The organism is Pseudomonas sp. MOIL14HWK12:I1 (assembly GCF_000510705.1).
GTDB lineage: Bacteria > Pseudomonadota > Gammaproteobacteria > Pseudomonadales > Pseudomonadaceae > Chryseomonas > Chryseomonas oryzihabitans.
Genome location: NZ_AZNY01000009.1, coordinates 292,840 through 319,049, shown reverse-complemented (window position 1 = coordinate 319,049; position 26,210 = coordinate 292,840). Strand labels below are relative to the sequence as shown.

Below are 26,210 nucleotides of genomic sequence, written 5' to 3'. Positions count from 1 at the left end.
AATGAGAATGATTGTCAAAGTTGTAGGCGGCAAAATCTCATCAAAGGCAGGATCGGCGACGGACGGTCAGTCGAGATCGACCCAGCCACCCATCTCCCGCCAGCGATTGACGATGCCGCAGAACAGCTCGGCGGTCTTCTCGGTGTCGTAGCGGGCCGAGTGGGCTTCGCGGTTATCGAATTCGATGCCGGCCGCCTGACAGGCCTTGGCCAGCACCGTCTGGCCATAGGCCAGGCCGGCGAGGGTCGCGGTATCGAAGCTGGAGAAGGGGTGGAAGGGATTTCGCTTCAGGCCGCAGCGCAGCACCGCGGCATTGAGGAAGCCCAGGTCGAAGCTGCTGTTGTGGCCGACCAGGATGGCCCTCTTGCAGCCGCTGGACTTGAGCGACTTGCGCACGCCCTTGAAGATCTCGCTGAGCGCCTGCTCTTCACCCACCGCCATGCGCAGCGGATGGTCGAGCTTGATGCCGGTGAATTCCAGCGCCGCTGCCTCGATGTTGGCGCCGGCGAAGGGCTCGACGCGGAAGAAGTAGGTGTGATCCGGATAGAGCACGCCTTCCTCGTCCATGGCCACGGTGGTGGCGGCGATTTCCAGCAGGGCATCGGTGGCGGCGTTGAAGCCGCCGGTCTCGACATCCACCACCACCGGCAGGTAGCCGCGGAAGCGACGTGCCATGGGGATGCGCGAGTCGGACATCGGCTGGCTGGCGTCCAGTTCGTCGCTGAAGGTCTCGTCCATGCTCATGCACCCACCTCCAGGCGCCAGCGCAGGGTCTCGCCGGCGCGCAGCGGAATCACCTCGTGGTCACCAAAGGGCAGGGAAGCCGGCGCCTGCCAGTCCTCGCGCACCAGGGTGACGGTCTCGGCATTGCGCGGCAGGCCGTAGAAATCGGCACCGAAGTGGCTGGCGAAGCCTTCCAGGCGGTCGAGGGCATCGCGGCTCTCGAAGGCCTCGGCATAGAGCTCCAGGGCGCCATAGGCGGTATAGCAGCCGGCGCAGCCGCAGGCCGCTTCCTTGGCGTGCCGCGCGTGGGGCGCCGAATCGGTGCCCAGGAAGAACTTGGGATTGCCGCTGGTGGCGGCGTCCAGCAGGGCGCTCTGGTGGGTGTTGCGCTTGAGGATCGGCAGGCAATAGAAGTGCGGCCGGATCCCGCCCACCAGCATGTGGTTGCGGTTGTACAGCAGGTGATGCACGGTGATGGTGGCGCCGACGTTGGCCGGGGTCTCGCGCACGAAGGCCGCAGCGTCGCCGGTGGTGATGTGCTCGAAGACCACCTTCAGCGTCGGGAAGCGCTGGACGATACGCACCAGGTGCTCATCGATGAATTTCTTCTCGCGATCGAAGACGTCCACCTCGGCATGGGTGACCTCGCCGTGCACCAGCAGCGGCAGGCCGATCTCGGCCATGGCTTCCAGGGTGGGGAAGAGGTTGTCCAGCGAGGTCACGCCGGAATCGGAGTTGGTGGTGGCGCCGGCCGGATAGAGCTTGGCGGCATGCACGAAGCCACTGGCCTTGGCGGCGCGGACGTCTTCCGGGCTGGTGCGGTCGGTGAGATAGAGCACCATCAGCGGTTCGAAGCGGCTGCCGGCCGGGCGTGCCGCCAGGATGCGCTCGCGATAGGCGGCGGCCTGCTCGGCATTGCGCACCGGCGGTACCAGGTTGGGCATGACGATGGCGCGACCGAATTCCCGGGCGGCGTCGGCGACGGTCTGCTGCAGGGCGGCGCCGTCGCGCAGGTGAATGTGCCAGTCATCGGGACGGGCAAGGGTGATCCGGTCGGTCATGCGGGATTCCAGGCTGCGGGAAAGTAGGGAAATGCTACCGGAAAAGGGGGTAGCCGGCACCCGTGCGGCGGGACCGCGCTCAAGTTTTCCGCGCCCTCGACCGATAAGAACCCCAGGTACTTTTTCTTTCCGGAGTCCGACGTGCGCCCGCGTTACCTCTTCCTTTCCTGTCTGCTGCTTGCCGTGCCGGCCTGGGGGATGACCTTCCAGAGCCGGCTCGAAAGCGTGGAATGGAAGGTGGAGGGTGACATCTTCGCCTGTCGCCTGCTGCAGCCCATCCCGCGCTTCGGCAGTGGTGGCTTCCTGCGCCGCGCGGGCGAGTCCACGGTGTTCGAACTGCGGCCCAATGGCCAGTGGTTGCCGGCGGGCAGCGCCAGCCTGAAGGCGGCGGCGGTGCCCTGGAAGCCGGGGCTGGGCGATATCAGCCTTGGCTCGGTCAAGGTGGTTGAGGGCGAGCAGGCGCTGGCCACCAGCGCGCAGCAGGCGCAGCGCCTGCTGGCGGGGCTGATGGAGGGGCGCATGCCCCAGGTGAGTCGCTCGGGGGCCCTGGACGACCGAGTCGAGGTGCGACTGTTGCCAGTGCGCTTCGAACCGGCCTACCAGCAATTCCAGGCCTGCACCCAGAAGCTGCTGGCGGTCAACTTCGAGCAGATCCGCCATTCCCAGGTCAATTTTCCGGGCGGCGGCGATACCCTGGACGACCTCGCCAAGGCCAAGCTCGACCTCATCGACGAATACCTGAACGCCGATCCGACGGTCAATCATGTCATCGTCTCCGGCTACAGCGATAATCAGGGCACCCGCCTGGACAACCGCCAGGAATCGCGGCTGCGCGCCATCGCCGTGATGGAGTACCTCAAGAGCAAGGGCTTCGCTGCGGAGCAGATCGAATTGCGCTTCTTTGGCGAGCAGTATCCCGTGGCGCCCAACACCAGCAAGGCCAATCGCGCGCTCAACCGCCGGGTGACCCTGGTGTTCTCGCGGGTCCCGCCGAGCGGCGAGCCGCCGGCTGCGCCAGCCACCAGTACCGCGGCCAATCCGCCCGAATCGCTGGCGCCCACCCCGGCACCGCCGGCCAAGCCCAAGGGCTGACTCGCCCCGACCGCATGTCGCCCAGACATCAGAGTGCGTCGCGCCCCTGTAAAAGCAGCGAGGCGACCAGTAGAATTGTCGCTTTCCGACTCAACGCAATACACGGGAGCGAACGGCATGGCGGATGTGAAGAAGGTAGTCCTGGCGTATTCCGGCGGCCTGGACACCTCGGTGATCCTCAAGTGGCTGCAGGATACCTATAACTGCGAAGTGGTGACCTTCACCGCTGACCTCGGCCAGGGCGAGGAAGTCGAACCGGCACGTGCCAAGGCCAAGGCCATGGGCGTCAAGGAAATCTACATCGACGACCTGCGCGAAGAATTCGTCCGCGACTTCGTCTACCCGATGTTCCGTGCCAATACCGTCTACGAAGGCGAGTACCTGCTGGGTACCTCCATCGCCCGTCCGCTGATCGCCAAGCGCCTGATCGAGATCGCCAACGAGACCGGCGCCGACGCCATCTCCCACGGCGCCACCGGCAAGGGCAACGACCAGGTGCGCTTCGAGCTGGGCGCCTATGCCCTCAAGCCGGGCGTCAAGGTGATCGCGCCCTGGCGCGAGTGGGACCTGCTGTCCCGCGAGAAGCTGATGGACTACGCCGAAAAGCATCAGATCCCGATCGAGCGCCACGGCAAGAAGAAGTCGCCGTACTCCATGGACGCCAACCTGCTGCACATCTCCTACGAGGGCGGCGTGCTGGAAGACACCTGGACCGAGCATGAAGAAGACATGTGGCGCTGGACCAAGTCGCCGGAAGCCGCGCCGGATACCCCGACCTATCTCGAGCTGACCTACCGCAACGGTGACATCGTCGCCATCGACGGCAAGGAACTGAGCCCGGCCACCGTGCTGGCCGAACTGAACCGCATCGGCGGCGAGAACGGCATCGGTCGCCTGGACATCGTCGAGAACCGCTATGTGGGTATGAAGTCCCGTGGCTGCTACGAGACCCCCGGCGGCACCATCATGCTCAAGGCCCACCGCGCCATCGAGTCCATCACCCTCGACCGCGAGGTGGCCCACCTCAAGGACGAGCTGATGCCCAAGTACGCCAGCCTGATCTACACCGGCTACTGGTGGAGCCCCGAGCGGCTGATGCTGCAGCAGATGATCGACGCCTCCCAGGCCAACGTGAACGGCGTGGTGCGCCTGAAGCTGTACAAGGGCAACGTCATCGTCGTCGGCCGCAAGTCCGACGAGTCGCTGTTCGACGCCAACATCGCCACCTTCGAAGAAGACGGCGGCGCCTACAACCAGGCGGACGCGGCGGGCTTCATCAAGCTCAACGCCCTGCGCATGCGCATCGCCGCAGGCAAGGGCCGCACCCTGCTGTAAGGGTCGCCCCGCACGACAGAACCCCAGCCTCGGCTGGGGTTTTTTAAGGCTTACAGATCGAAGTCGTACTCGGAAATCTGCCGCTTCAGGCGGCGCTCTTCGAGCATGTTGTCGATCAGCCGCCGCTTGGTCAGGTTGGTCTTGCTGACGACGGGTTCGACGGTCTCGGGCGCTTCGCCATCGGTCTCGAAATCATCGTCTACATCGATATCGCTTTTGTCTTCGGCCATTGGTAACTCCTGCAAGGCTGGACAGGATCACACGCACTCATCGACAGGGCTGCGGGACCTTTTCGCGCACCTTATAACGACAAAGCAGGGGCCGGTAAAAAAGATTTTTTCAATCGCCAAAGGGCTTTGACAGGCCCTTTTTCAATCGTCAGAGGTTTTCGCCTTGTATTCGCAGAGATCCTCGATCCGGCAGCTGCCGCAGCGGGGCTTGCGCGCCTGGCAGACATAGCGGCCGTGCAGGATCAGCCAGTGGTGGGCATCCAGCAGGAAATCCTTGGGCACCACCTTGAGCAGCCTGAGTTCGACCTCCACCACGTTCTTGCCGGGTGCAAGATTGGTTCTGTTGCTGACCCGGAAGATATGGGTGTCCACCGCCATGGCGAGCTGGCGGAAGGCGGTGTTGAGCACCACGTTGGCGGTCTTGCGGCCCACGCCGGGCAGCGCCTCCAGTTCCTCGCGGGTCTGGGGCACCTCGCCGCCATGGCGCTCCAGCAGCAGCCGGCAGGTCTCGATGACGTTCTTGGCCTTGCTGTTATAGAGGCCGATGGTCTTGATGTACTCCGACAACCCCTCCACGCCCAGGTCCAGGATGGCCTGGGGGGTGTTGGCCACCGGATAGAGGCGGGCGGTGGCCTTGTTGACGCTGACATCGGTGGCCTGGGCGGAGAGGATCACCGCGATCAGCAACTCGAACGGCGAGGCGTAGGCCAGTTCCGTCTTGGGATCGGGATTGTCCTCGTGCAGGCGGCGAAAGATCTCCAGGCGTTTGGCGGCGTTCATGGGCTGTTCGGGTTTTCCAGTGCGGCAAGACGGTGGGCAGCCTGCTGAGCGGCGCCGCGCAGGGCAGCCAGTTGAGCGCTCTGCTCGGGGGTGGGCGCGCTACCGAAGGCGCGCTCGGCCTTGGTCAGCTGGGCACGCGCCAGGGTGGCGGCGATGCGTGCCTGCTTGAGGGCGGCGGGGTCGGTGGCTGGCGTCGCCAGGGCCGGCGCCCTGGCGGTGGCCGCTCCACGCTGCGCGCTGTCCAGGGCCACCTGGGCCTGCTCGGCGGCTTCGCGCAGTTGCTGCACCTGGGCCTCCAGGGCCGGTGTGCCGTACTGCGCCAGTTGCCGTTCGGCCTTTTGCAGGGCGACCCGGGCCATGGCGGCGGCGATCTTCAAGGGTTTGAGCGCAGCGTCCGCGGTGGCCGGCGTCTCCGCCGGCGTGCTGACTGCAGGAGGCACCTGCCGCCGCTGGCGTTCGGCCTCCAGGCGCTCGCGGTCGCGCTGCAGGCGCGCCTGGCGGGCGTCGAAGCGGCGGCGGTAGTACTGCGCGCGGCGACGCTCCGCCGGGCGATCGACCGGGGCCGGTACCGCCACCAGGTCGATGCAGTCCACCGGGCAGGGTGCCAGACACAGTTCACAACCGCTGCATTCGCTCTCGATGACGGTGTGCATCAGCTTGGCTGCGCCAAGGATGGCGTCGGTGGGGCAGACCTGGATGCACTTGGTGCAGCCGATGCAGTCGGCCTCGCGAATCACCGCACGCTGGCTGGGCGTCACCGGGTAGGGCGAGTCCAGGGGCAGCGCCGGACGCTGGAGCAGCGCCGAAAGCTCGAGGATGGTGGCCGTGCCGCCGGGTGGACACTTGTTGTGCGCTTCGCCCGCGGCGATGCCCGCCGCATAGGGCTGGCAACCGGGATGGCCGCACTTGCCGCACTGGGTCTGCGGCAAGAGGGCGTCGATGGCGGTGATGAGGGTAGGTTGAGCGTTCATGGCTTGCACTTGAAAGGACGGCGCCCTGGGGCGCCGTCGCTATCACATCACCCGCTGGCCGGGCTTGGCGCCGCTGTCGGGGCTGAGCAGGTGGATCTCGGTACCGCCGGGGCCGGCGGCCAGGACCATGCCTTCGGAGACGCCGAACTTCATCTTGCGCGGCGCCAGGTTGGCAACGTACAGGGTCAGGCGGCCTTCGAGCTGGCTCGGCTCCGGGTAGGCGCTCTTGATGCCGGAGAAGACGTTGCGCTTGGCATCGCCGATGTCCAGGGTCAGGCGCAGCAGCTTGTCGGCGCCCTCGACGAACTCGGCCTTCTCGATCAGGGCGATGCGCAGATCGACCTTGGAGAAGGTGTCGAAGTCGATGGTCTCGGCCAGCGGGGCCTTGGTCAGTTCGCCGTTGCCGGCGGGCTGGGGTGCGGCCTGGGCGGCCAGGTCTTCCTTGGAAGCGTCGATCATGGTCTGCACCTTGGCGGGTTCGATGCGGGTGAGCAGGGGCTGGAAGGCATTGAGCTGATGATTGGCCAGGCGCGTGTCCAGGTCGGCCCAGGTCAGGGGGGCGACATTGAGGAAGCTCTCGGCGGCAGCGACCAGGTTGGGCAGCACCGGCTTGAGCAGGATCGCCAGCTGGCGGAAGAGCTCGATGCCCTGGGCGCAGATGGCCTGGACCTCATCCTGCTTGCCGTCCTGCTTGGCCAGACTCCAGGGCGCCTTATCGGCGATCCAGGCGTTGGCGCGATCGGCCAGGGCCATGATCTCGCGCATGGCGCGGCCGAATTCGCGGGTCTCGTAGGCCTCGGCGATGCTCGGCGCGGCGGCGCGGAAGGCGGCTTCCAGCTCGGGCGCGGCCTGGGCGTCCACCAGCAGGCCGGCGTTGCCCTTGTGGATGAAGCCGGCGCAGCGGCTGGCGATGTTGACCACCTTGCCCACCAGGTCGGAGTTGACCTTCTGCACGAAGTCTTCGAGGTTCAGGTCGATGTCCTCGACATGGCGCGAGAGCTTAGCGGCGAAGTAGTAGCGCAGGTACTCGGGATTGAGGTGATCCAGGTAGGTGCGCGCCTTGATGAAGGTGCCACGGGACTTGGACATCTTCTGGCCGTCGACGGTAAGGAAGCCGTGGACGTTGAGCGCGGTCGGCTTGCGGTAGCCGGCGCCTTCGAGCATGGCCGGCCAGAACAGCGCGTGGAAGTTGACGATGTCCTTGCCGATGAAGTGGTACAGCTCGGCGCTGCTGTCCTTGTTCCAGAAGGCGTCGAAGTCCAGGTCGTCGCGGCGATCGCAGAGATTCTTGAAGCTGGCCATGTAGCCGATGGGGGCGTCCAGCCAGACATAGAAGTACTTGCCCGGGGCGTCGGGGATCTCGAAGCCGAAGTAGGGCGCATCCCGGGAGATGTCCCACTCCTGCAGGCTGGCGTCCAGCCACTCGGCGATCTTGTTGGCGACCGATTCCTGCAGGGCGCCGCCGCGGGTCCAGCCCTTGAGCATCTCGGTGAAATCGGGGAGCTTGAAGAAGAAGTGCTCGGATTCGCGCAGCACCGGGGTCGCGCCGGAGATGGCCGACTTGGGATCCTTCAGCTCGGTGGGGGCGTAGGTGGCGCCGCACTTCTCGCAGTTGTCGCCGTACTGGTCGGCGCTGCCGCACTTGGGACAGGTGCCCTTGATGAAGCGGTCGGCCAGGAACATCTGCTTGTCCGGGTCGAAATACTGGGTGACCGGACGGGTGGCGATGTGGCCGTTTTCGCGCAGCTTCAGGTAGATGGCGCGCGACAGCTCGCGATTCTCTTCCGCATGGGTGGAATGGAAGTTGTCGAAGGCCACGCCGAAGTCGGCGAAATCGGCGCTGTGCTCGCGCTTGACGTTGTCGATCAGCTGTTCGGGCGTGATGCCCTCGCGTTCGGCGCGCAGCATGATGGCCGAGCCGTGGGCGTCGTCGGCGCAGACATAGAGGCACTGGTTGCCGCGCAGCCGCTGAAAGCGCGCCCAGATGTCGGTCTGGATGTACTCGACCATGTGGCCGAGGTGGATGGAGCCGTTGGCATAGGGCAGGGCGCTGGTGACGAGAATCTTGCGGGGCTCGGTCATGGTCTTGGCTGGATCGCGACGCTGATAAGGTGACCGACCATCATAGCGAAATGGCCGGTCGGTTTCATCCGTGGGGATGGGCGGGTGCAGGTCCGGACTTAGAGATCCGCCAGCTGCCAATACAGGGCACTGACCATGGCGGCACCCAGGGCAGCGCTGCGGGCACCGTTCCAGCCGACGTCCGGACGGGGATCGTTGGCGTTGTCCTTGAACGGCAGCTCCAGGGTCAGGGCCAGGCAGCCATGGGTATGACCGACGTACTTGGTGGCGAGCTTCAGGGTCTCGCTGCCGAAATGACCGCGGGGATAGCCGTACTGGGTCTGGAAGTCCGGACTGGCGCGCTGGAAGCGCTGCAGGAAGGCCCGTTGCTCGGCTTCCTCGCGCTCGCCGAAGGTGGGCAGGCCATTGCAGCCGTCGACGAAGACATAGGGCAGGGCTTCGTCGCCGTGGATGTCGAGGAACAGGTCGCAGCCGCTGGCGGCGATGGCACGGCGTACCGCCAGCACCTCGGGACTGCGCTCTTCGTCCGGCTCCAGCCATTCGCGGTTGAGGTTGGCGCCGGCGGCGTTGGTGCGCAGATTGCCCAGGGCCGAGCCGTCGGGATTCATGTTCGGCACCACGTGCAGCACCGCCTGCTCCAGCAGCTTGCCGCCCACCGGGTCGCCCTGGTGTTCGCCCAGGCCCAGCAGCCGGCGCAGCAGGCCTTCGACGAACCACTCGGCCATGGGCTCGCCGGGGTGCTGGCGGGCGATGACCCAGATGTTCTTCTTGCCGGCGCCCGGCGTACCGATGCGCAGCAGGTCCAGCGAACGCCCCAGCAGCGAACGGCCAACGGTTTCCAGACGGACGGCGGGATGCCGCTGGGCTTCGCCCATGAAGGCCAGGTGGCGGCTCTCCGGATAGGGCTCGAAATAGGCGAAGAACAGGCTGTCGTGTTCCGGGGTGACGGTCCAGCTCAGGGTCTTGCCGTCATAGCGGCTGGGTATGCGGAACCACTGCTGGCCGCAATAGCTGGCGACCACGCCATAGTCGCGCCAACCTTCGGGGTAGGCGCACTCGCCGGCGTTGTCGAAGCTCAGCCGACAGGGCAGGCCGCGGGCGCCCTCTAGGCGGAAATGGAACCACTGGGTGAAGGGCGAGGCGGTGTCCGGGCGGATGCGCAGGCGGATGTCGGCGTGGTCGGCCAGGGACAGCACCTCGACGGCGCCGCTGTCGAAGGTGGAACTGATGTGCAGGGAAGAGGCGTTCACGCAGGGCTCCACGGGCGAGGGGAAAGCCGGGAGTGTAGCGCCGCGTGGATAGGCTTTAGCAAGGACAGTGGGTAGCATAGGCCGCAGCTTCTCTTTCCTATCCGCTGTTTCCGGGAGTCTGCATGACCGCTCCGACTCGCGAGGCCATCGAGGCCGCGCTGCGCCAGTATCACGATCCCTATCTCGAACAGGACCTGCTCAGCGCCGGTGCCCTGCGCGACCTCGCGCTGGACGGTGGCCGGGTGCGCGCCCGCTTCGAGCTGGGCTATGCCGCCGGACTGTTCAAGGGTGGCCTGGCCCAGGTGCTCAAGACCGCGCTGGAGAACGTGCCCGGGGTCGACACCGCCGAGATCCAGGTCGACTGCATAATCGCGCCCCACGCCGCCCAGCCGCAGCTGGAAGCCATGGGCAACGTCAAGAACATCATCGCCGTGGCCTCGGGCAAGGGCGGGGTGGGCAAGTCCACCACCGCCGCCAACCTGGCGCTGGCGCTGGCCCGCGAAGGCGCCCGGGTCGGCGTGCTGGACGCCGACATCTATGGTCCCAGCCAGGGCATCATGTTCGGCTTCGCCGAGGGCACCCGTCCCGAGGTGCGCGACGAGAAGTGGTTCATCCCGCTGCAGGCCCATGGCGTCGAGGTCATGTCCATGGCCTTCCTGACCAACGACAAGACGCCGGTGGCCTGGCGCGGGCCGATGGTTTCCGGTGCCCTGATCCAGCTGATCACCCAGACGGCCTGGAATGACCTCGACTACCTGGTGATCGACATGCCCCCGGGCACCGGCGACATCCAGCTGACCCTGGCGCAGAAGGTGCCGGTGGCCGGCGCGGTGATCGTCACCACGCCCCAGGACCTGGCTCTGCTGGACGCCAAGAAGGGCGTGGAGATGTTCCAGAAGGTCAACATCCCGGTGCTCGGCGTGGTGGAAAACATGGCGGTGCACATCTGCTCCAACTGCGGCCACGCCGAGCACCTGTTCGGCGAAGGCGGCGGCGGCCGGCTGGCCGAGCAGTACGGCGTGGATCTCCTGGCCTCGCTGCCGCTGGCCATGGCTATCCGCGAGCAGGCCGATGCCGGGCGGCCGACGGCCATCGCCGATCCCGACAGCCAGATCGCGCTGATCTACCAGGAACTGGCGCGCAAGGTCGGGGCCCGTATTGCCCTGGGCGGTCAGGCCGGCGGCGGCATGCCGACCATCACCGTGAGCGACGACTGATTTCGTCCGTTCGCCTTTGAGACCGCGCTGCGATCCTCTAGAATGCGCGGTCAATTTTTTCGCCCCGGAGCCAGACCTGCCATGAGCATCAAATCGGACAAGTGGATTCGCCGCATGGCCCAGGAGCACGGCATGATCGAGCCCTTCGTCGAGCGCCAGATGCGCGGCGCGGACGACAGCCGGGTGATCTCCTACGGGGTGTCCAGCTACGGCTACGACGTGCGCTGCGCCAACGAATTCAAGGTGTTCACCAACATCCATTCGGCGGTGGTGGATCCCAAGAACTTCGACGACAAGAGCTTTGTCGACGTGGTCAGCGACGTCTGCATCATCCCGCCGAACTCCTTCGCCCTGGCGCGCACCGTGGAATATTTCCGCATTCCGCGCGACGTCCTGACCATCTGCCTGGGCAAGAGCACCTATGCCCGTTGCGGCATCATCGTCAACGTCACCCCGCTGGAGCCCGAGTGGGAAGGGCACGTGACCCTGGAGTTCTCCAACACCACCACCCTGCCGGCCAAGATCTACGCCAACGAAGGCGTGGCCCAGATGCTGTTCCTGCAATCCGACGAGGCTTGCGAGGTGTCCTACAAGGATCGCGGCGGCAAGTACCAGGGCCAGCGCGGCGTGACCCTGCCACGCGCCTGACTTGACGCTATTCGAGCGAAGCCGCCTGTCTGGCGGCTTCGCCGTTTCCGGGCCTCAAGAAAAGTCCACGGCCGCCGATAGCCTGTGACCTGACTTATCTTTGGAGTGGACTTTCCATGGCCGGCATTCTCGACACCGTCGATCAACGCACCCAGCTGGTTGGCGAGAATCGTCTGGAAATTCTCATGTTCCAGCTGTCCAGCCGGCAGATGTTCGCCATCAACGTGTTCAAGGTGCAGGAGGTCCTCAAGCTGCCGCGCCTGACCCAGATGCCCAAGCGCCACCCGATGATCTGCGGCGTGGTCCACCTGCGTGGCCAGACCCTGCCGGTGATCGACCTGGCCGCCGCCATCGGCATGCGACCCATCACGCCCGACGAGAACAGCACCATCATCGTCACCGAGTACAACCGCTCGGTGCAGGCCTTTCTGGTCGGCAGCGTCGATCGCATCATCAACCTCAACTGGGACAGCATCCAGGCCCCGCCCGGCGGCGCCGGACGGCAGCACTACCTGACCGCCATCACCCGCATCGAAGACCGCCTGGTGGAGGTGATCGACGTGGAAAAGGTGCTGGCCGAGATCGCCCCCTACAACGTCAAGGTCTCCCAGGAACGCCTGGCCGATCCGCTGCTGGCCAAGGCCCGCGGTCGCGAGGTACTGCTGGTGGACGACTCCAGCACCGCCATCGGCCAGCTGCGCGACACCCTGGTCCAGCTGGATCTGAAATTCCACGTCGCCACCGACGGCCTGCAGGCCCTGCGCAAGCTCAAGGCCTGGGCCGACGAAGGCGTGGTGCTGACCGAGAAGCTGCTGATGGTGCTGACCGATGCCGAGATGCCGGAAATGGACGGCTATCGCCTGACCACCGAGATCCGCCAGGATCCGCGCCTCGCCGACCTCTATGTGGTGCTGCACACCTCGCTGTCGGGCAGCTTCAACGAAGCCATGGTGAAGAAGGTCGGCTGCAACGCCTTCCTCTCCAAGTTCCAGCCCGATCAGCTGGTCGAGGAAGTCCGCCGCCGCCTGGCACTGGCCGAGGGCTGATCCCCGCGGTTTCGCCGCTCCGGCGCCTCCCTTACACTGGCGGCCTTTGTCCGCCGCCAGGAAGCCGCGCCCATGTCGCACCTCAGTGCCCTCTATCGTTATCCCGTCAAGTCGACGGCCGTGGAATCCCTCGCCCAGGCCGAGGTGGATGCCCTGGGCCTGGTGGGGGATCGCCGCTGGATGGTGGTGGATGCCGACACCGGTCGCTTCCTGACCCTGCGCCAGCTGGCGCAGATGAATCACATCGAGGCGCGCTGGCTGGCCGCCGATCGACTGCGCCTGAGCGCGCCCGGGCGGACTCCGCTCGAGGTGGCGGTGCCCGATGCCACCGGTGAGCAGCTAGGCGTGACCATCTGGCGCGACACCCTGCAGGCGCCGGTCGCCGCCGAGGCCGATGCCTGGCTGAGCGACTTCCTCGGGCGCCGCTGCCGCCTGGTGTACATCGCCGAAAGCCATGCCCGCCAGATCAATACCGATTTCGCCGAGCCGGGGCAGAAGGTCCACTTCGCCGACGGCTTTCCCCTGCTGCTGACCAGCGAGGCCTCCCTGGCCGATCTGGTGGAGCGGGTGGGCAAACCGCTGGAAATGCTGCGCTTTCGGCCGAATCTGGTGGTGGAGGGCACCGCGGCCTATGCCGAGGACGGCTGGAAGCGCCTGCGCATCGGCACGGTGGATTTCGCCGTCGCCTGTCCCTGCTCGCGCTGCATCGTCATCACCCAGGATCCGGTGACCGGCGAAAAGGATCCGGATCGGCAGCCACTGACCGCCCTGCGCGAATACCGCTTCCAGGACAATCGCATGCTGTTCGGCATGAACGTCATCCCCCTGGGGCGCGGCATCATCGAGGCTGGCATGCCGGTGGAGGTGCTGGAATGACTCCCGTGCGGCGTGTGGCGCTGGTCAGTCCGGCGGGTGCGGTCAAGCAGGAGCTGGTCACCGCGGCGATAGAACAGCTGCAGGCGGCCGGCATCGAAGCGGTGCTGGGCGAGCAGGCGCTCAAGCGTCATCGCTATCTCGCCGGCACCGCCGAGGAGCGGGCCGCGGATCTGCACTGGGCCTTCAGCCAGGCGGACGTGGATGCGGTCTGGTGCCTGCGCGGCGGTTACGGATCCGCACAACTGCTGCCGTGGCTGGACTGGTCGCGCCTGTCCAGCAGCAAGGGCCGGCCCCTGATCGGCTATTCCGACCTGACGGTGCTGCTTGAAGCCTTCCATCGCCGCGGTCTCACCGCCATTCATGGTCCTGGCGCCCTGGACTGGGGGCGCCGCGACGAGGATCCGGCTACCCAGGCGGCCCGGACCCGCTCGCTGGAATCAGTCCTGGAGCTGTGCGCCGGTGGCCGTCCGGCCTGGCAGCTGGAGCGCCTGGCCGGTCCGGCCCAGGTGCCTGCCGGCGAGCTGATCGGCGGCAACCTGACCACGCTGGCCAGCGTGGTCGGCACCGCCGCGGCGCTGCGTCCCCACGATGGCGCCATCCTCATGCTGGAAGATGTCGGCGAGCCCTACTATCGACTCGAACGCAGCCTCTGCCAGTTGCTCGGCAACCTCACCGAGCACCGCATCGGCGCGGTCTGCCTGGGCACCTTCACCGACTGCCCGGCGCGCAACGTCGAGCAGTCGCTGGAAGAGATCTTCGCCGAATGGCTGGCGCCGCGCGGCATCGCCCTCTATCGCGGCCTGCCCAGCGGTCATGGCCCGGACAACCAGGCCTGGCCCTATGGCGCCCGGGTGCGCCTGGAAGCGGGTCGCCTGCAGGTGCTCTAGGCCCGACCGATCCTGGGCGGATCAGTCCGCCCAGGGCGAGGCCAGCTCCAGCTTGCGCAGCATCTGGCGCTTCTTGCTGTTGTAGCCCTGCATCCGCACCAGCAGTTCATCCAGGGTGGCGACCGCCTTGAGGATGTGCGGGCCCTTGTTGAGCATCACGCATTCGGCGCGGACTCCGGTGGCGGCATCGGTGATCTCGGCGCGCGAAGGCGAACCCTTCTTGGCCAGATTCTCCAGCACCTGGGTCGCCCAGATCACCGGCACGTGGGCCGCTTCGCACAGGCAGAGGATATCTTCCTGCAGCGCCGCCAGGCGCTCGAAGCCGCCTTCCACCGCCAGGTCGCCGCGGGCGATCATCACGCCGAAGCCGCCGCGCTGCATGCCGGCCAGCAGCAGTGCAGGAAGGTTGTCGAAACCGCGGCGGGTCTCGATCTTCAGTACCACACCCAGGTGCTCGGCCTGCAGGCGCTCGAGTTCCGCGAGCAGCGCACGGACGTCGTCGGCGCTGTTGACGAAGGACATCTCGATGGCGTCGGCGTGCTCGGCGGCAAACGCCAGGGCTGCGAGGTCCTGTTCGCCCAGCGCTGCCAGCCGCAGGTTGCTCTGGGGAAAGTTGATGCCCTTGTCGCCCTTGAGCTTGGCGCCGCCCGGCGCGTGGGTGATACGGACCTGCAGCGCATCCTGATCGGCGCCTTCGATCACCCCGCCGATCTTGCCGTCGTCGAACCAGACCGGCTCGCCGCCGCGCACGTCGGCGAACACCTGGGGCAGGGTGCAGCCCAGGGTGGCGGGTGTCAGCAGGCGACCGCCGCTGTCCTGGCTGGCGGGCCGGCCGGGCGTCTGGTCGGCAGTCAGGATCAGCAGATCATCCTCGGCGAGGCGCAGGGCACCCGGCTGCGGGGCGAAATCACCAATGCGGCTGTGTCTCTTGCGCCCCTCGCGCGTGACGCTCAGACGCAGTCCGGGCGCAAGGTAGGTGGTCTTGGTCGCCTCCGCCCAGCAGCCGCGGTCGCCGACCTCGACCACCATCCAGCGCCGTTGCGCCTGCCGGGTGTCCACTAGGCGGATGCAGTCGCCCACCTGCAGATCCTTCAGCCAGCGTTCGCCCGCTTGGACACTGGCGGCTGCCGGGGAGGGCGCCGGTCGCGGCTGGCGACGGCCGGTCAGCCAGATCCGCGCCGGCTGGCAGACACGGCCCTGGGCATCGCGTTCGGGCTTCACCTTCTGCACCGCCGCGCCCGTGGCGATGGGCCCGGTACGCAGCTTGGGGCCCGGCAGGTCCATGAACACCTTGCAGGGCCGGTCCAGCTCCGCGCTGGCACGGCGCACGTGCTCGATCATCCGCTTCCAGCTGGCCGGTTCGTCGTGGGCGCAGTTGATGCGCACGCAATCCATGTGCGCCGCCAGCAGATCGCGCACCAGGGAATAGTTGTCCGCGGCCTCGCGCGGCAAGGTGACCATGATGCGCACCTCCCGCTCGGCGGCAGGGGAGCCGAACAGCATGCGGGCGTGATCCGCCAGCGGGTTGGCGGCCTTGGCCGTGGGCCGCGCCGCCGGGCTCCCGCCGAGCAGTCGCTCCAGGGTGTTGATAAGGGTCGCCACCGCCGGCAGCACCGCGGCTTCGGAACGACCCAGCGACGACAGCCCCAGGGCGGAGAGGCGCAGCTGAAGGCCGTGCAGATCGCCCTCGCGCAACGCCAGATAGGCGAGCAGGTTCTGGGCGCTGGCGAGGTAGGCAGGATTGAGCGCCTGGCGATCCAGGCGCGGATCCGCGCTGGCCTGGTGCAGGGCATCCTGGAGGGCGCGCAGTTCAGCGAGGAGGGTGGCGAGATCGTGATCGGAGGTCCGGGAACGCGAGGTGGAACGGGGCGGCACGATAGGTCTCCAGCAGCGGGGGCCCAGGCGAGACGCTCACCGGGCGTTCCTGTCTCGGACCCGTGACCGCCGGAGAAGTGAAAAGCCAAGTGTTGCCAGACATTAGCGGCAGATGGCCACTCATCGCGCAGGCCGCCGCTGGCGTCCATAGGGAGTCGGCCAGGATGCTGCTATGATGCGCGGCCTTGACGACCCCCGTTTTCAGGTACCCGCCATGGTGCAGATTTCCGAACGTCTCCTGGTCCAGGCCCATCTGGCCGCCAAGCAGCCCAAGGCGCTCGGGCCAGACGAGATCGCGGCCTACAAGACCGCCATCGCCCGCGAGCTCAAGGCGCAGAACGCGGTGCTGCTCGCCCACTACTACACCGATCCGCTGATCCAGGCGCTGGCCGAGGAGACCGGCGGTTGCGTCGCCGACTCCCTGGAGATGGCGCGTTTCGGCAATCGCCATCCGGCGTCCACCGTGGTGGTGGCCGGGGTCAAGTTCATGGGCGAGACGGCCAAGATCCTCAACCCGGAAAAGCGGGTGCTGATGCCGACCCTGGAAGCCACCTGCTCCCTGGACCTGGGCTGCCCGGTGGAGGAATTCTCCGCCTTCTGCGACCAGCATCCCGAGCGCACCGTGGTGGTCTACGCCAACACCTCGGCCGCGGTGAAGGCCCGGGCGGACTGGGTGGTCACCTCCGGCTGCGCGCTGGACATCGTCGAGCACCTGATGGACAACGACGAGACCATTCTCTGGGCCCCCGATCGCCACCTGGGTCGCTATATCCAGCGCGAGACCGGCGCCGACATGCTGCTCTGGGAAGGCTCCTGCATCGTCCATGAGGAATTCAAGGCGAGCCAGCTGGAAGACCTCAAGCGGCTCTATCCGGAGGCGGCCATCCTGGTGCATCCGGAGTCGCCCGAGGCGGTGATCGAACTGGCCGACCATGTCGGCTCCACCAGCCAGATGATCAAGGCGGCCCAGACGCTGCCCAATCGCCAGTTCATCGTCGCCACCGATCGCGGCATCTTCTACAAGATGCAGCAGGCCTGCCCGGACAAGACCTTCATCGAGGCGCCCACCGCCGGCAACGGCGCCGCCTGCCGCAGCTGCGCCCACTGCCCGTGGATGGCGATGAATACCCTGGAGCGCACCCTCAACTGCCTGCTCGACGGCTCCGGCGAGGTGCTGGTCGATCCGGCACTCATCCCCCGGGCGGTCAAGCCGCTCAAGCGCATGCTCGACTTCACCCAGGCGCTGCAGCTGAAGGTCAAGGGCAACGCCTGAGGGCGCGGCCCAGGACGCTAGCGCAGGATTTCTTCGCTCAGCTTGCGCTGGGCGATCATCTCCTGCTGGCGGGCATCGATCCGCGCGGCCAGCTGATAGTTGCTGGCGGCGCGCTGCTTGGCGAAGCCCAGTTGCTGGATGGCCTGGTTGTAGTCACCGGTGAGGGCGAAGTACTCGGCGCGTGCCTGGTGCACGCCGACCAGGTCGCCGGCCTGACCGCGGACGTCCGCCGCCTGATTCCACAGATCCGGATCGATCGGCCGCTGCTTGAGCAGCTTGTCGAGCAGTTGGCTGGCGGCCTTGGCCTGCTTGGTGCGGCCAAGCAGGTCCACCTGGGCCAGGCTCACCGCCAGATCGTCCGGATAGAGCTCCAGCAGTCGCTGTACGCGTTTCTGGGCGTCGGGCAGGCGATTGGCGGTGATGTCCAGGTCGACCTGGGCGAGGTTGTAGCTGATCTCGTCCGGCGCCTTGCGCAGCAGCGGCGCCAGGGTGTCCCGCGCCTCGTTGAGCTGGCCCTGCTTGGTCAGGCCCATGGCCAGGCCGTAGCGGACCGCGTCGTTGTCCGGGTTTTCCTGCAGCTGGGCTCTATAGCGCTTCACCAGCAGGCCGGCGGTTTCCTCGAAATACATCTGAGCCCGCACCTTCATCAGCTGGAAGCGCTTGCTATCCTCGACGCCGCCCTTGGGAAAACGCTCGGCACGCGCCTGGGTATCGGCGATCCGGCTATCGGTGACCGGGTGGGTCAGCAGGAATTCCGGCGGGGTACGGTCATAGCGATACTGCCGGGCGAGCCGACCGAACATCTCCGGCATGGCGCGCGGATCGTAGCCGGCGCGCTCCAGATTGACGATGCCGACGCGGTCGGCCTCCTGCTCGTTGAGTCGGGAAAAGCGCAACTGGCTCTGGATGGCCGCCGCCTGGGTCGAGGCGATTGCGGCGATTCCCGCATCGCCGCCGCCTGCCGCGGCGGCCACGATGCCGGCGAGCAGGGCCGCCATCAGCGGCAACTGCATGCGCTGCTGGTTTTCCACCCCGCGGGCGAAGTGGCGCTGGATGAGGTGACCCAGCTCATGGGCCATGACCGCCGCGTACTCGGCTTCGGTCTCCGACTTGAGGAACAGCCCGCCATTGACCCCGATCACCCCGCCGGGCGCGGCGAAGGCGTTGATCTCGGGATCCTTGATCAGGATGAAGACCAGGCGGTGGTCCTGCAGGTCGCTGGTCTCGGCCAGCTTGTAGACGGTCTGCTCGACGAATTGCTTGAGCTGCGGATCGTTGATAGCCGGGACCTGGCCGCGCAACATGCTCAGCCAGGCGCGGCCCATCTGAAACTCCTGCTCGGGCGAGACGATCGAAGAGCTGGCATCGCCCAGTGACGGCAGATCGTTCGCCCCCTGCGCCAGATGGGGCGCGGCGAGTAGCGCCAGGGACAGCAGGGCGGGGCGCAGGACGTTCATGGCAAGACTCGTGGCCGCAAAAGGGCTACTTTAGCGGCCCGCCGTCTGGGTGCCTAGCAAACCCGGGCACTGACCTAGCCCCCAATGGAGAATCTCATGGCCGATCTGAGCCAACCCTACACCGGCGCGGTGACCGCCCAGCTGGACGCCAGTGGCCTGAGCTGCCCCATGCCGCTGCTCAAGGCCAAGCTGGAACTCAACCGCCTGTCTTCCGGCGAGGTGCTGGCCGTGGTGGCGACCGATGCCGGGTCGCAACGCGACTTCCGTACCTTCGCCAAGCTGTCGGGACACGCCCTGGTGGGCGAAGAGGTGGCGGGGGAAACCTTCCGCTACTGGCTGCGCAAGGCCTGATCAGGCCTTGTTCAGCGCCTGGGCGGCGGCCAGGACCTCGGCGACGTGCCCGGGGACCTTCACGCCGCGCCAGATCTGGCGCACCACGCCTTCCCGGTCGATGAGGAAGGTGCTGCGATCCACGCCGATGTAGTCCTTGCCGTAGAGCTTCTTCTGTCGCATCACGTCGAACAGCTGGCAGAGGGTCTCGTCCTTGTCGCTGATCAGCTCGAAGGGAAAGCCCTGCTTGGTACGGAAATTCTCGTGGGTGCGCAGGCTGTCACGACTGATGCCGAAGACCTGGGTGTCGGCCGCGAGGAACTGCTCGTGCAGATCCCGAAAGCCCTGGCCCTGGGTGGTGCAGCCGGGGGTGTTGTCCTTGGGATAGAAGTACAGCACCGCCTGGCGACCGCGCAGACTGGCCGGCGAGACCTCGAGGCCGCTGGTGGCCTGGGCCTGGAAAGCCGGAAGCGGTTGGTCGAGGGTCACGCTCATGGGCAGCTCCTTGCGGGTTCCGTCAATTGCTCTGCGGCCGCCAGGGCTCGATCAGGGCATCGAGATTGAGGGCGTCGGCGAAATCCAGAAACTGGTCGCGCAGCCAGCTGATCTGGGTGCCGGCGGGCAGGGTCACGGTGATGGTGGCGTTGAGCATGGTGCCGCCGGTCTGGGGCGCTTGGTAGGAATCGCAGACCAGGTTCTCCACTTCGATCTTGTGGTCGGCGAAGAACTGGCAGAGCTCGTTGAGGATGTCCGGGCGATAGGCGGCACTGACATAGACGACGTACGGCAGGGCCTGGGGGCGATTCTCCAGGGCGGCGCTGCGGGTGACGCCGACGGTGAAGCCGTGACGCTTGCCGAGGCCGGCGAGGCCGCCTTCGAGGCGCGCCAGGCCGTCCCAGTTGCCGGAGACCTGCAGGATCAGCGCGCTGTATTCCCCGTGCCGGCTCAGCCGGCTGCTGACCACTGCGCAGCGGTTGTCCATGCAGCTGCGGTAGAGCACGTTGGTCAGCTCCATGGGGTTGGCGCCCAGCGCGCTGATGACGAGAAATTGTTCGCGAATCGGGGGGGTGGCGGACATTAGGCTTCCTGGCAGGGGGAATTACAGACTGGCAAAGGCGAAAGGGTAGCGAAAAGCGCTCGCGGGGGGAATGCCCGTTGGGGGCGCGTTGCTTGTGCTGGCGCAGAGGCGTCAGTACCATTACCGCTCTCTTTTTCCGGCAGGAGCGGTTGCATGATTGCGGGGAGCATGGTGGCGCTGGTCACCCCTATGGACGCCCAGGGGCGTATCGACTGGGACAACCTGACCAAGCTGGTGGACTTCCATCTCGCCGAAGGCACCGACGCCATCGTCGCGGTGGGCACCTCGGGTGAATCCGCCACGGTCGACGTCGACGAGCACGTTGCCGTGATCCGTCATGTGGTCGAGCAGGTCAAGGGCCGCATCCCGGTCATCGCCGGCACCGGTGGCAATTCCACCCGTGAGGCCATCGACCTGACCCGCGCCGCCAAGGACGCGGGCGCCGACGCCTGTCTGCTGGTCGTGCCCTACTACAACAAGCCGACCCAGGAAGGGCTGTACCAGCACTTCCGCATGATCGCCGAAACCGTCGCCATTCCGCAGATCCTCTACAACGTGCCGGGCCGTACCGCCTGCGACATGCTGGCCGAGACCGTCGAGCGCCTGGCCAAGGTGCCGAACATCATCGGTATCAAGGAAGCCACCGGCGACCTGGCGCGCGCCCGCGACATCCTCTCCCGTGTCGGCAAGGACTTCCTGGTCTACTCGGGCGATGACGCCACCGCCGCCGAACTCATGCTGCTGGGCGGCAAGGGCAACATCTCGGTGACCGCCAACGTCGCGCCGCGCGCCATGAGCGAACTCTGCGCCGCCGCCATGCGGGGCGATGCCGACACCGCACGCGCGCTCAACGAACAGCTGATGCCGCTGCACAAGAATCTGTTCATCGAATCGAATCCGATCCCGGTGAAGTGGGCCCTGCATGAAATGGGCATGATCGACGCCGGTATCCGCCTGCCGCTGACCTGGCTGAGCTCGCGCTGCCACGAAGTGGTACGTCAGGCCCTGCGTCAGGCGGGAGTGCTGGCGTGATTAGGAAGCAGTCGATGAAACGTGTTCTGGGTTTGACGACGCTGGGTCTGGCCGTGGCCACCGCCAGTGGCTGCAGCTGGGTGTGGGGCGAGCATGGTTATTTCCGCGATCGCGGCAATGACTATCTCGAAGCCCGCGAAACCGGCCCGATGCAGGTGCCGACCGATGTCCAGGCCAAGCCGATGGATCCGCTGCTGCCGATTCCGGCCAACGTGGCCGATACCCAGAATCGCTCCTATGGCTTCGAAGTGCCGAAACCCCAGGCGCTGGCCGTCCAGGGCAGTGGCAACGAACAGTTCAGCGTGCAGCGCAGCGGCAACGCCCGCTGGCTGGCCGCCCAGAAGGTCCCCGCCAGCGTCTGGCCGGTGGCCCGTCAGTACCTGACCGACAACGGCTTCCGCATTGCCGAAGAGCGTCCGCAGACCGGTGAGATCATCACCGCCTGGCAGGCGCCCACCGAGCTGTCGACCCCGCTGGCCCGCAGTCTGAGCACCAACGGCCGCCTGCAGCCGGGTAACGAGCTGCGCACCCGCCTGCGCATCGAGCCGGGCGTGCAATCGGGCAGCAGCGAAATCTTCATCCAGACCCAGACCCGCAGCCAGGGCAGCTCCAGCGAGCCGTCCTGGTCCAGCAGCCAGAACAGCTCGGCACTCGATGACGCCCTGCTGAATCAGGTGCTGGCCGGCCTGGACCGCAGCGAGCAGGGCAGTGGCTCGGTCTCGCTGCTGGCCGCTGGTGGCTACGATACCCCCGAGCGCGTGACCTACGAGGTCGACGGCAGCGGCGTGCCCATGCTGGTGCTGGAAAGCGATCTGAATCGCGCCTGGTCCAGCGTGGGTCGCGCCATCGAAGGCGCCGACATCCGCGTCGACGACATGGATCGCAGCCTGGGCGTCTACTACGTGAACATCGCCGAAGGCGCGCAGAAGCCCGAAGAGCGCAAGCCGGGCTTCTTCGGCCGCATGTTCGGCAAGGGCGAGACCAAGGAAGAGGAAGACGCCCGCGCACGGCGCTTCCAGGTGCGCCTCACCTCGGTAGGCAACACCGTCCAGGTCACCCTGGACAAGACCATCAACACCGCAGCACCCCAGGACATCGCCGAAGGCGTGCTGAAAAAGCTTCAGACGAGCATGCAGTATGCGCTTCGCAATCCTGGGCAGCGGCAGTCGGGGCAACTCGACCCTGGTGCACAGCCATAACAGCTATGTGCTGATCGACTGCGGCTTCTCCCTGCGAGAAGCCGAACGTCGTCTGGCCCGGCTGGGCGTAGTACCTGCCCAGCTGGATGCCGTCCTGGTCACCCACGAACACTCCGATCACGTGCAGGGCGTCGAGCTCCTGGCGCGCAAGCACGGGGTGCCGGTCTATTACAGCGCCGGTACCGGTCGCGGCCTGCGCAAGCCGGTGGCCGCTCAGGGCCTGCTGGTGGACGGCGAACGGCTGGTGCTGGACGCGCTGGAAGTGACCGTGGTGCAGGTGTCCCATGACGCCCTGGAGCCGACCCAGTTCGTCTTCGACGATGGCCGCAAGCGCCTGGGCGTGCTCACCGATCTCGGCGAGGCCACGCCTGGGGTGCTGGCGCATTACCGTGGCCTGGATGCCCTGGTGATCGAAGCCAACCACGACAGCAACATGCTCGCCGCGGGCCCTTATCCCTATCACCTCAAGGCACGGGTCGGCGGGGTGCGCGGTCACCTCAACAACCGGCAATCGGCCGAGCTGGTGATGGAGCTGGCCTGTCCGGGCCTGCAGCATCTGGTGCTCGCCCACCTGAGCGAGAAGAACAACAACCCCTGGCTCGCCCGCGCCTGCTTCACCAATGTGCTGGGCTGCGATGCGGACTGGCTGCAGATCGCCGATCAGCAGCAGGGGCTGGAATGGCAGGCCATCGCCTGAGGCGCTGACCCGCTTTTCTTTAGCGGTCGAGCGTTGCTGCACGGCCAAAAGATCCACGATCCTATGTAAACTGCGCTTCCCGGCTGTACTGGTCCCGAACCGGTCGTCTCACCTGCGTTCGTCCACAGCCTGCAAGCCCTTCGAACCGGAGTCCAAGATGGAAAAACGCGCAGAACTCTACCGTGGCAAGGCCAAGTCGGTATTCACCACCGACGATCCCGATCGCCTGGTCCTGTTGTTCCGCAACGACACCTCTGCCTTCGATGGCGAGCGCATCGAGCAACTCGAGCGCAAGGGCATGGTGAACAACAAGTTCAATGCCTTCGTCATGCAGAAGCTCGAAGCCGCCGGCATCCCCACCCAGTTCGAGCAACTGCTGGGCGACAACGAATGCCTGGTCAAGAAGCTCGAGATGATTCCGGTGGAATGCGTGGTGCGTAACTTCGCCGCCGGCAGCCTGGTGCGCCGCCTGGGCGTGGAGGAGGGCCTGGAGCTGACGCCGCCGACCTTCGAACTCTTCCTGAAGAACGATGCGCTGCACGACCCCATGGTCAACGAAAGCCATGTCCAGGCCTTTGGCTGGGCCACTCTCGACCAGCTGGCCGAGATGAAGGCGCTGACCTTCCGCATCAATGACATCCTCAAGCAGCTGTTCGACGACGCCGGTCTGCTACTGGTCGACTTCAAGCTGGAATTCGGGCTGTTCCACGGCAAGGTCGTGCTGGGCGACGAATTCAGCCCGGACGGCAGCCGCCTGTGGGATAAGGAAACCCGCAAGAAGATGGACAAGGATCGCTTCCGCCAGGGTCTGGGCGGCGTGATCGAGGCCTACGAAGAGGTCGCCCAGCGCCTGGGCGTCCCGCTCTAAACGCAAGCCGCTGATACCAGAGCTTTTTTTGCAATTGCTTGTTCGCTTTTGCCCGCATGACTGGTATCATGCGCCGCGTTGGAGAGATGCCGGAGTGGTCGAACGGGACGGATTCGAAATCCGTTGAGTCAGCAATGGCTCCTAGGGTTCAAATCCCTATCTCTCCGCCAAATACGGAAAACCCCGAGCGTGCCAGGCACCTCGGGGTTTTTATTGCCTGCGGATTGGCTAGTCGACCTTGCGGGTAGGGGAGGCCGCAAGCGTCTGCGCGGTCTCTGCATCGGTTGGGCGAGGAGCGGAGAATTCCTGGATCCGCTGGTAACGGGTCAGCCAGAAGCCCAGTTCCAAGGCCAAGGTCTTCTGTTCCAGGGAGGAGAGGGCGTTTAGGCCCTGGCGGATGGCCCGTTCGGCATAGTCGATGGCCGCCAGTTGACCCGTCGTACGCGCGGGACAGTTTCTGATGGCGTAACGGAGCGCCTCTTGGCAGTCGCTATCCAGGCCAGTCATAAAAGGTCCTTGATTGGATAAGGGGGTCGCCAAGGCGCTGCCCTGGATAATCACGGCAACTCCAGGCGCGGCTGACCGCGCACCGGGACCGTCCAAGTCCTTGTCAGAGCTGCGATTTCGACCACCCCTGGCGATCACGGTTGGCCGAATACTAGTTCGCCGCAACGTCTTGAGCAGCCAATATCGGCCCGCCTGATGGGCGGTACCAGAACTTGTACCCTTGTTGTATCTCGCTCTGGAATGGCGGTCTTGCGTGATCTCGAGGCGATAAAGCGGCCGGCAGACCCGATGTCATCTTGTATGGAAGTTGGACGAAGCCGCGGCGCCTCATGACGCATCCAGGGCCGTTTGCGGTAGCTGCGTACCGTCGAGTGGTAGGGGCCAGCGCCCGGGAATGGCTGGACGCCTCAGGCAAATGGAGCGATGCTGGAAAGGCACGCCTCAGAGCGTGCGACCTCCGATGGCCGAGCGGCAACTGGCAGCCATTGGACGGTGGCTTCGGCGCATAACAATAAGAGGAGTCGAGCGATGTTCTACAAGGTCAGCGTGTATTCCCGGCCTGAAGATCGTGGGCTGCTGGTATGGCGGTGGAAGAAGCAGTTTCTCGGTGAATGGGTGGAGTCGCGTCAGGAATTCGAGGACTGCGACCACTGCGTCCACCATGCCCTGCAGGATGCCAAGGGGCAGAGCGTTCACCTCGAGACCGATCGCTGCACCCTCTATCGTTACCGCTTCGAAAGCATGCTGCATCAATATGGCAGCTGCTATTGCCTGAGCGGCGGCCGCTCGGCCGAAGCCGTCCTGGATCTCATCGCCCAGATCGAAGAGCGCCACAACGTCATCGTCCTGCGCGACGGCCAGCCGTTCTTCGCCCACTATCGAGCGGATCTGCAGGCCGAAGGCACGCTGGCGCCGGAACTCTGGCAGGGCGCTGAATGGCGGGGTCTGGAGGGGCGCTTCGAGTACGTGCGCAACCGCAACTCGCCCTGGTTGCGGTAGCGACGGTCGGTCAGCGGCGACTCAGAAGGGCAGCAATTCCTGCCGCATCACGCTGATGTCGGTCGGCGCCTGGATGCCTACCTGCACGCGGTCGCCCTGCACCTTGAGGATGCAGATGTTGATGCCGCCATTGAATAGCAGATCCAGCACCTGTTCTTCATCGGCCCCCGGCTTCAGGGAAAGATTGATGATTTCGTCGGTGCGACGGGTCAAGACCAGATAAGACATGAGCATCCCTGCCATGATTTCAGGGCGCCGATGATAAACAGTTCCGCCTCTGGTGAGAATCAGTAGGCAGATTGTTGGGCTCCGCCGGTTATCTGGCGCGATGTACGGAGCGATACCGACGCCCCATTTGCCAGCGCCGTCCAACGAATCCCAAAGCGCCCGCGAGGACCACCAGCAGGTTGATGACATTGGTCGGACCACTGCCGTGATAACCCGCGAGCAAGGCGACTAGGGTGGCCAGGGCCCAGACGGAGATGGCGGCGGCGACGGCGGCAGCCATTTCATTGAAGTCGGAGTGCCCCGCCGGTTTCGAGCAGGGGTGCGGATCGCTTTCGTATTCTTCTGGCATGGGAAGCTCCGGCTGCTGTTCTTGTTGGAGAGTATCGCCGTGAGTCTTATCGACTGCTGATGAACAGTCTGGATGGGATCGATAGCGCGATCAGCGATTTTTTCCGCCGAACGGACGAGA

General features: G+C 65.9%; 28 protein-coding genes and 1 tRNA gene. 15 read left to right on the top strand and 14 right to left on the bottom strand.

Annotation, left to right across the window (positions count from 1 at the left end; translation table 11 throughout):
* Positions 1-66: 66 nt before the first annotated feature.
* Positions 67-738: a ribonuclease T gene (gene rnt / locus PSEK12I1_RS0108820; protein WP_371099723.1), complete on the bottom strand. Its 672-nt coding sequence runs from the start codon at positions 736-738 to the stop codon at positions 67-69.
* Positions 739-740: 2 nt separating this feature from the next.
* The gene (gene pyrC / locus PSEK12I1_RS0108815; RefSeq protein ID WP_027601306.1) at positions 741-1,784 is read right to left on the bottom strand and encodes a dihydroorotase; all 1,044 of its coding nucleotides are present in this window, start codon (positions 1,782-1,784) and stop codon (positions 741-743) included.
* A 141-nt stretch (positions 1,785-1,925) separates the two neighbouring features.
* Between pyrC and PSEK12I1_RS0108810 the strand changes: the two genes are divergently transcribed.
* Positions 1,926-2,876, top strand: coding sequence for an OmpA family protein (locus PSEK12I1_RS0108810; RefSeq protein ID WP_027601305.1), 951 nt, complete (start codon positions 1,926-1,928; stop codon positions 2,874-2,876).
* Between the two features lie 117 nt (positions 2,877-2,993).
* Complete coding sequence (locus PSEK12I1_RS0108805) at positions 2,994-4,211, top strand: argininosuccinate synthase (protein ID WP_007162754.1); 1,218 nt, start codon at positions 2,994-2,996, stop codon at positions 4,209-4,211.
* 50 nt (positions 4,212-4,261) lie between these two features.
* Here PSEK12I1_RS0108805 and PSEK12I1_RS0108800 read toward each other — a convergent pair whose 3' ends face one another.
* The 5 genes from PSEK12I1_RS0108800 to PSEK12I1_RS0108780 all read right to left on the bottom strand — a co-directional run bounded on the left by PSEK12I1_RS0108800 (position 4,262) and on the right by PSEK12I1_RS0108780 (position 9,524).
* Positions 4,262-4,441, bottom strand: coding sequence for a PA3496 family putative envelope integrity protein (locus PSEK12I1_RS0108800; RefSeq protein WP_007162755.1), 180 nt, complete (start codon positions 4,439-4,441; stop codon positions 4,262-4,264).
* Between the two features lie 141 nt (positions 4,442-4,582).
* On the bottom strand, positions 4,583-5,221 hold the full coding sequence (nth, locus tag PSEK12I1_RS0108795; RefSeq protein WP_027597609.1) for an endonuclease III: 639 nt from the start codon (positions 5,219-5,221) through the stop codon (positions 4,583-4,585).
* On the bottom strand, positions 5,218-6,192 hold the full coding sequence (locus tag PSEK12I1_RS0108790) for an RnfABCDGE type electron transport complex subunit B (RefSeq protein ID WP_027601304.1): 975 nt from the start codon (positions 6,190-6,192) through the stop codon (positions 5,218-5,220). The genes nth and PSEK12I1_RS0108790 overlap by 4 nt, the downstream gene beginning before the upstream one ends.
* A 42-nt stretch (positions 6,193-6,234) precedes the next feature.
* Positions 6,235-8,274 carry a methionine--tRNA ligase gene (gene metG, locus PSEK12I1_RS0108785; protein ID WP_027601303.1) on the bottom strand — a complete coding sequence of 680 codons (2,040 nt, stop codon included), beginning with the start codon at positions 8,272-8,274 and terminating at the stop codon, positions 6,235-6,237.
* A gap of 98 nt (positions 8,275-8,372) precedes the next feature.
* A complete protein-coding gene (locus PSEK12I1_RS0108780) occupies positions 8,373-9,524 on the bottom strand; it encodes a M14-type cytosolic carboxypeptidase (RefSeq protein ID WP_027601302.1) in 1,152 nt (383 codons plus the stop codon).
* Positions 9,525-9,646: 122 nt separating this feature from the next.
* Here PSEK12I1_RS0108780 and apbC point away from each other — a divergent pair, with 122 nt between their 5' ends.
* From apbC to PSEK12I1_RS0108755, 5 genes are all read left to right on the top strand, one after another.
* Positions 9,647-10,741 (top strand): iron-sulfur cluster carrier protein ApbC, encoded by a 1,095-nt coding sequence (gene apbC / locus PSEK12I1_RS0108775; RefSeq protein ID WP_027597613.1) that lies wholly within the window; start codon positions 9,647-9,649, stop codon positions 10,739-10,741.
* 81 nt (positions 10,742-10,822) lie between these two features.
* On the top strand, positions 10,823-11,389 hold the full coding sequence (gene dcd, locus PSEK12I1_RS0108770; protein ID WP_007162761.1) for a dCTP deaminase: 567 nt from the start codon (positions 10,823-10,825) through the stop codon (positions 11,387-11,389).
* Between the two features lie 116 nt (positions 11,390-11,505).
* On the top strand, positions 11,506-12,435 hold the full coding sequence (locus PSEK12I1_RS0108765; protein WP_007162762.1) for a chemotaxis protein CheV: 930 nt from the start codon (positions 11,506-11,508) through the stop codon (positions 12,433-12,435).
* A gap of 72 nt (positions 12,436-12,507) precedes the next feature.
* Positions 12,508-13,311: an MOSC domain-containing protein gene (locus PSEK12I1_RS0108760; protein ID WP_027601301.1), complete on the top strand. Its 804-nt coding sequence runs from the start codon at positions 12,508-12,510 to the stop codon at positions 13,309-13,311.
* Positions 13,308-14,198 carry an LD-carboxypeptidase gene (locus PSEK12I1_RS0108755; protein ID WP_027597615.1) on the top strand — a complete coding sequence of 297 codons (891 nt, stop codon included), beginning with the start codon at positions 13,308-13,310 and terminating at the stop codon, positions 14,196-14,198. The genes PSEK12I1_RS0108760 and PSEK12I1_RS0108755 overlap by 4 nt, the downstream gene beginning before the upstream one ends.
* 21 nt (positions 14,199-14,219) lie before the next feature.
* Here the strand turns inward: PSEK12I1_RS0108755 and PSEK12I1_RS0108750 are convergent, their stop codons facing one another.
* Positions 14,220-16,073 (bottom strand): pyruvate kinase, encoded by a 1,854-nt coding sequence (locus PSEK12I1_RS0108750; RefSeq protein ID WP_027601300.1) that lies wholly within the window; start codon positions 16,071-16,073, stop codon positions 14,220-14,222.
* 214 nt (positions 16,074-16,287) lie between these two features.
* Here PSEK12I1_RS0108750 and nadA point away from each other — a divergent pair, with 214 nt between their 5' ends.
* Positions 16,288-17,346: a quinolinate synthase NadA gene (gene nadA, locus PSEK12I1_RS0108745; RefSeq protein ID WP_007162766.1), complete on the top strand. Its 1,059-nt coding sequence runs from the start codon at positions 16,288-16,290 to the stop codon at positions 17,344-17,346.
* A gap of 17 nt (positions 17,347-17,363) precedes the next feature.
* Here the strand turns inward: nadA and PSEK12I1_RS0108740 are convergent, their stop codons facing one another.
* Positions 17,364-18,803, bottom strand: coding sequence for a M48 family metalloprotease (locus PSEK12I1_RS0108740; RefSeq protein WP_007162767.1), 1,440 nt, complete (start codon positions 18,801-18,803; stop codon positions 17,364-17,366).
* A 96-nt stretch (positions 18,804-18,899) separates the two neighbouring features.
* Here PSEK12I1_RS0108740 and PSEK12I1_RS0108735 point away from each other — a divergent pair, with 96 nt between their 5' ends.
* Complete coding sequence (locus tag PSEK12I1_RS0108735; protein ID WP_007162768.1) at positions 18,900-19,154, top strand: sulfurtransferase TusA family protein; 255 nt, start codon at positions 18,900-18,902, stop codon at positions 19,152-19,154.
* Here the strand turns inward: PSEK12I1_RS0108735 and PSEK12I1_RS0108730 are convergent, their stop codons facing one another.
* Complete coding sequence (locus tag PSEK12I1_RS0108730) at positions 19,155-19,628, bottom strand: peroxiredoxin (RefSeq protein WP_027601299.1); 474 nt, start codon at positions 19,626-19,628, stop codon at positions 19,155-19,157. It abuts the gene before it with no gap.
* Positions 19,629-19,650: 22 nt separating this feature from the next.
* Positions 19,651-20,211 carry a glycine cleavage system protein R gene (locus PSEK12I1_RS0108725; RefSeq protein ID WP_007162770.1) on the bottom strand — a complete coding sequence of 187 codons (561 nt, stop codon included), beginning with the start codon at positions 20,209-20,211 and terminating at the stop codon, positions 19,651-19,653.
* A gap of 153 nt (positions 20,212-20,364) precedes the next feature.
* Between PSEK12I1_RS0108725 and dapA the strand changes: the two genes are divergently transcribed.
* The 5 genes from dapA (at position 20,365) to PSEK12I1_RS0108700 (ending at position 24,177) form a co-directional block, all read left to right on the top strand.
* Positions 20,365-21,243, top strand: coding sequence for a 4-hydroxy-tetrahydrodipicolinate synthase (dapA, locus tag PSEK12I1_RS0108720; RefSeq protein WP_007162771.1), 879 nt, complete (start codon positions 20,365-20,367; stop codon positions 21,241-21,243).
* Positions 21,244-21,257: 14 nt separating this feature from the next.
* Positions 21,258-22,442, top strand: coding sequence for an outer membrane protein assembly factor BamC (gene bamC, locus PSEK12I1_RS0108715; RefSeq protein ID WP_007162772.1), 1,185 nt, complete (start codon positions 21,258-21,260; stop codon positions 22,440-22,442).
* Complete coding sequence (locus PSEK12I1_RS0108710; RefSeq protein WP_017640332.1) at positions 22,381-23,139, top strand: MBL fold metallo-hydrolase; 759 nt, start codon at positions 22,381-22,383, stop codon at positions 23,137-23,139. The genes bamC and PSEK12I1_RS0108710 overlap by 62 nt, the downstream gene beginning before the upstream one ends.
* A 157-nt stretch (positions 23,140-23,296) precedes the next feature.
* On the top strand, positions 23,297-24,007 hold the full coding sequence (purC, locus tag PSEK12I1_RS0108705; RefSeq protein WP_007162774.1) for a phosphoribosylaminoimidazolesuccinocarboxamide synthase: 711 nt from the start codon (positions 23,297-23,299) through the stop codon (positions 24,005-24,007).
* Between the two features lie 80 nt (positions 24,008-24,087).
* A tRNA-Ser gene (locus tag PSEK12I1_RS0108700) sits at positions 24,088-24,177 on the top strand.
* A gap of 58 nt (positions 24,178-24,235) precedes the next feature.
* On the opposite strand, the gene PSEK12I1_RS0108695 is transcribed toward PSEK12I1_RS0108700, so the two are convergent.
* Positions 24,236-24,514, bottom strand: coding sequence for a hypothetical protein (locus PSEK12I1_RS0108695; RefSeq protein WP_027601298.1), 279 nt, complete (start codon positions 24,512-24,514; stop codon positions 24,236-24,238).
* A 528-nt stretch (positions 24,515-25,042) separates the two neighbouring features.
* Here PSEK12I1_RS0108695 and PSEK12I1_RS0108690 point away from each other — a divergent pair.
* Positions 25,043-25,513: a hypothetical protein gene (locus tag PSEK12I1_RS0108690; protein WP_027601297.1), complete on the top strand. Its 471-nt coding sequence runs from the start codon at positions 25,043-25,045 to the stop codon at positions 25,511-25,513.
* 21 nt (positions 25,514-25,534) lie between these two features.
* Here the strand turns inward: PSEK12I1_RS0108690 and PSEK12I1_RS0108685 are convergent, their stop codons facing one another.
* Both PSEK12I1_RS0108685 and PSEK12I1_RS0108680 read right to left on the bottom strand, forming a co-directional pair.
* Positions 25,535-25,741, bottom strand: a complete 207-nt coding sequence (locus tag PSEK12I1_RS0108685; RefSeq protein ID WP_028700303.1) for a carbon storage regulator — start codon at positions 25,739-25,741, stop codon at positions 25,535-25,537.
* An 88-nt stretch (positions 25,742-25,829) separates the two neighbouring features.
* The gene (locus tag PSEK12I1_RS0108680) at positions 25,830-26,090 is read right to left on the bottom strand and encodes a hypothetical protein (RefSeq protein ID WP_027601295.1); all 261 of its coding nucleotides are present in this window, start codon (positions 26,088-26,090) and stop codon (positions 25,830-25,832) included.
* Positions 26,091-26,210 lie beyond the last annotated feature (120 nt).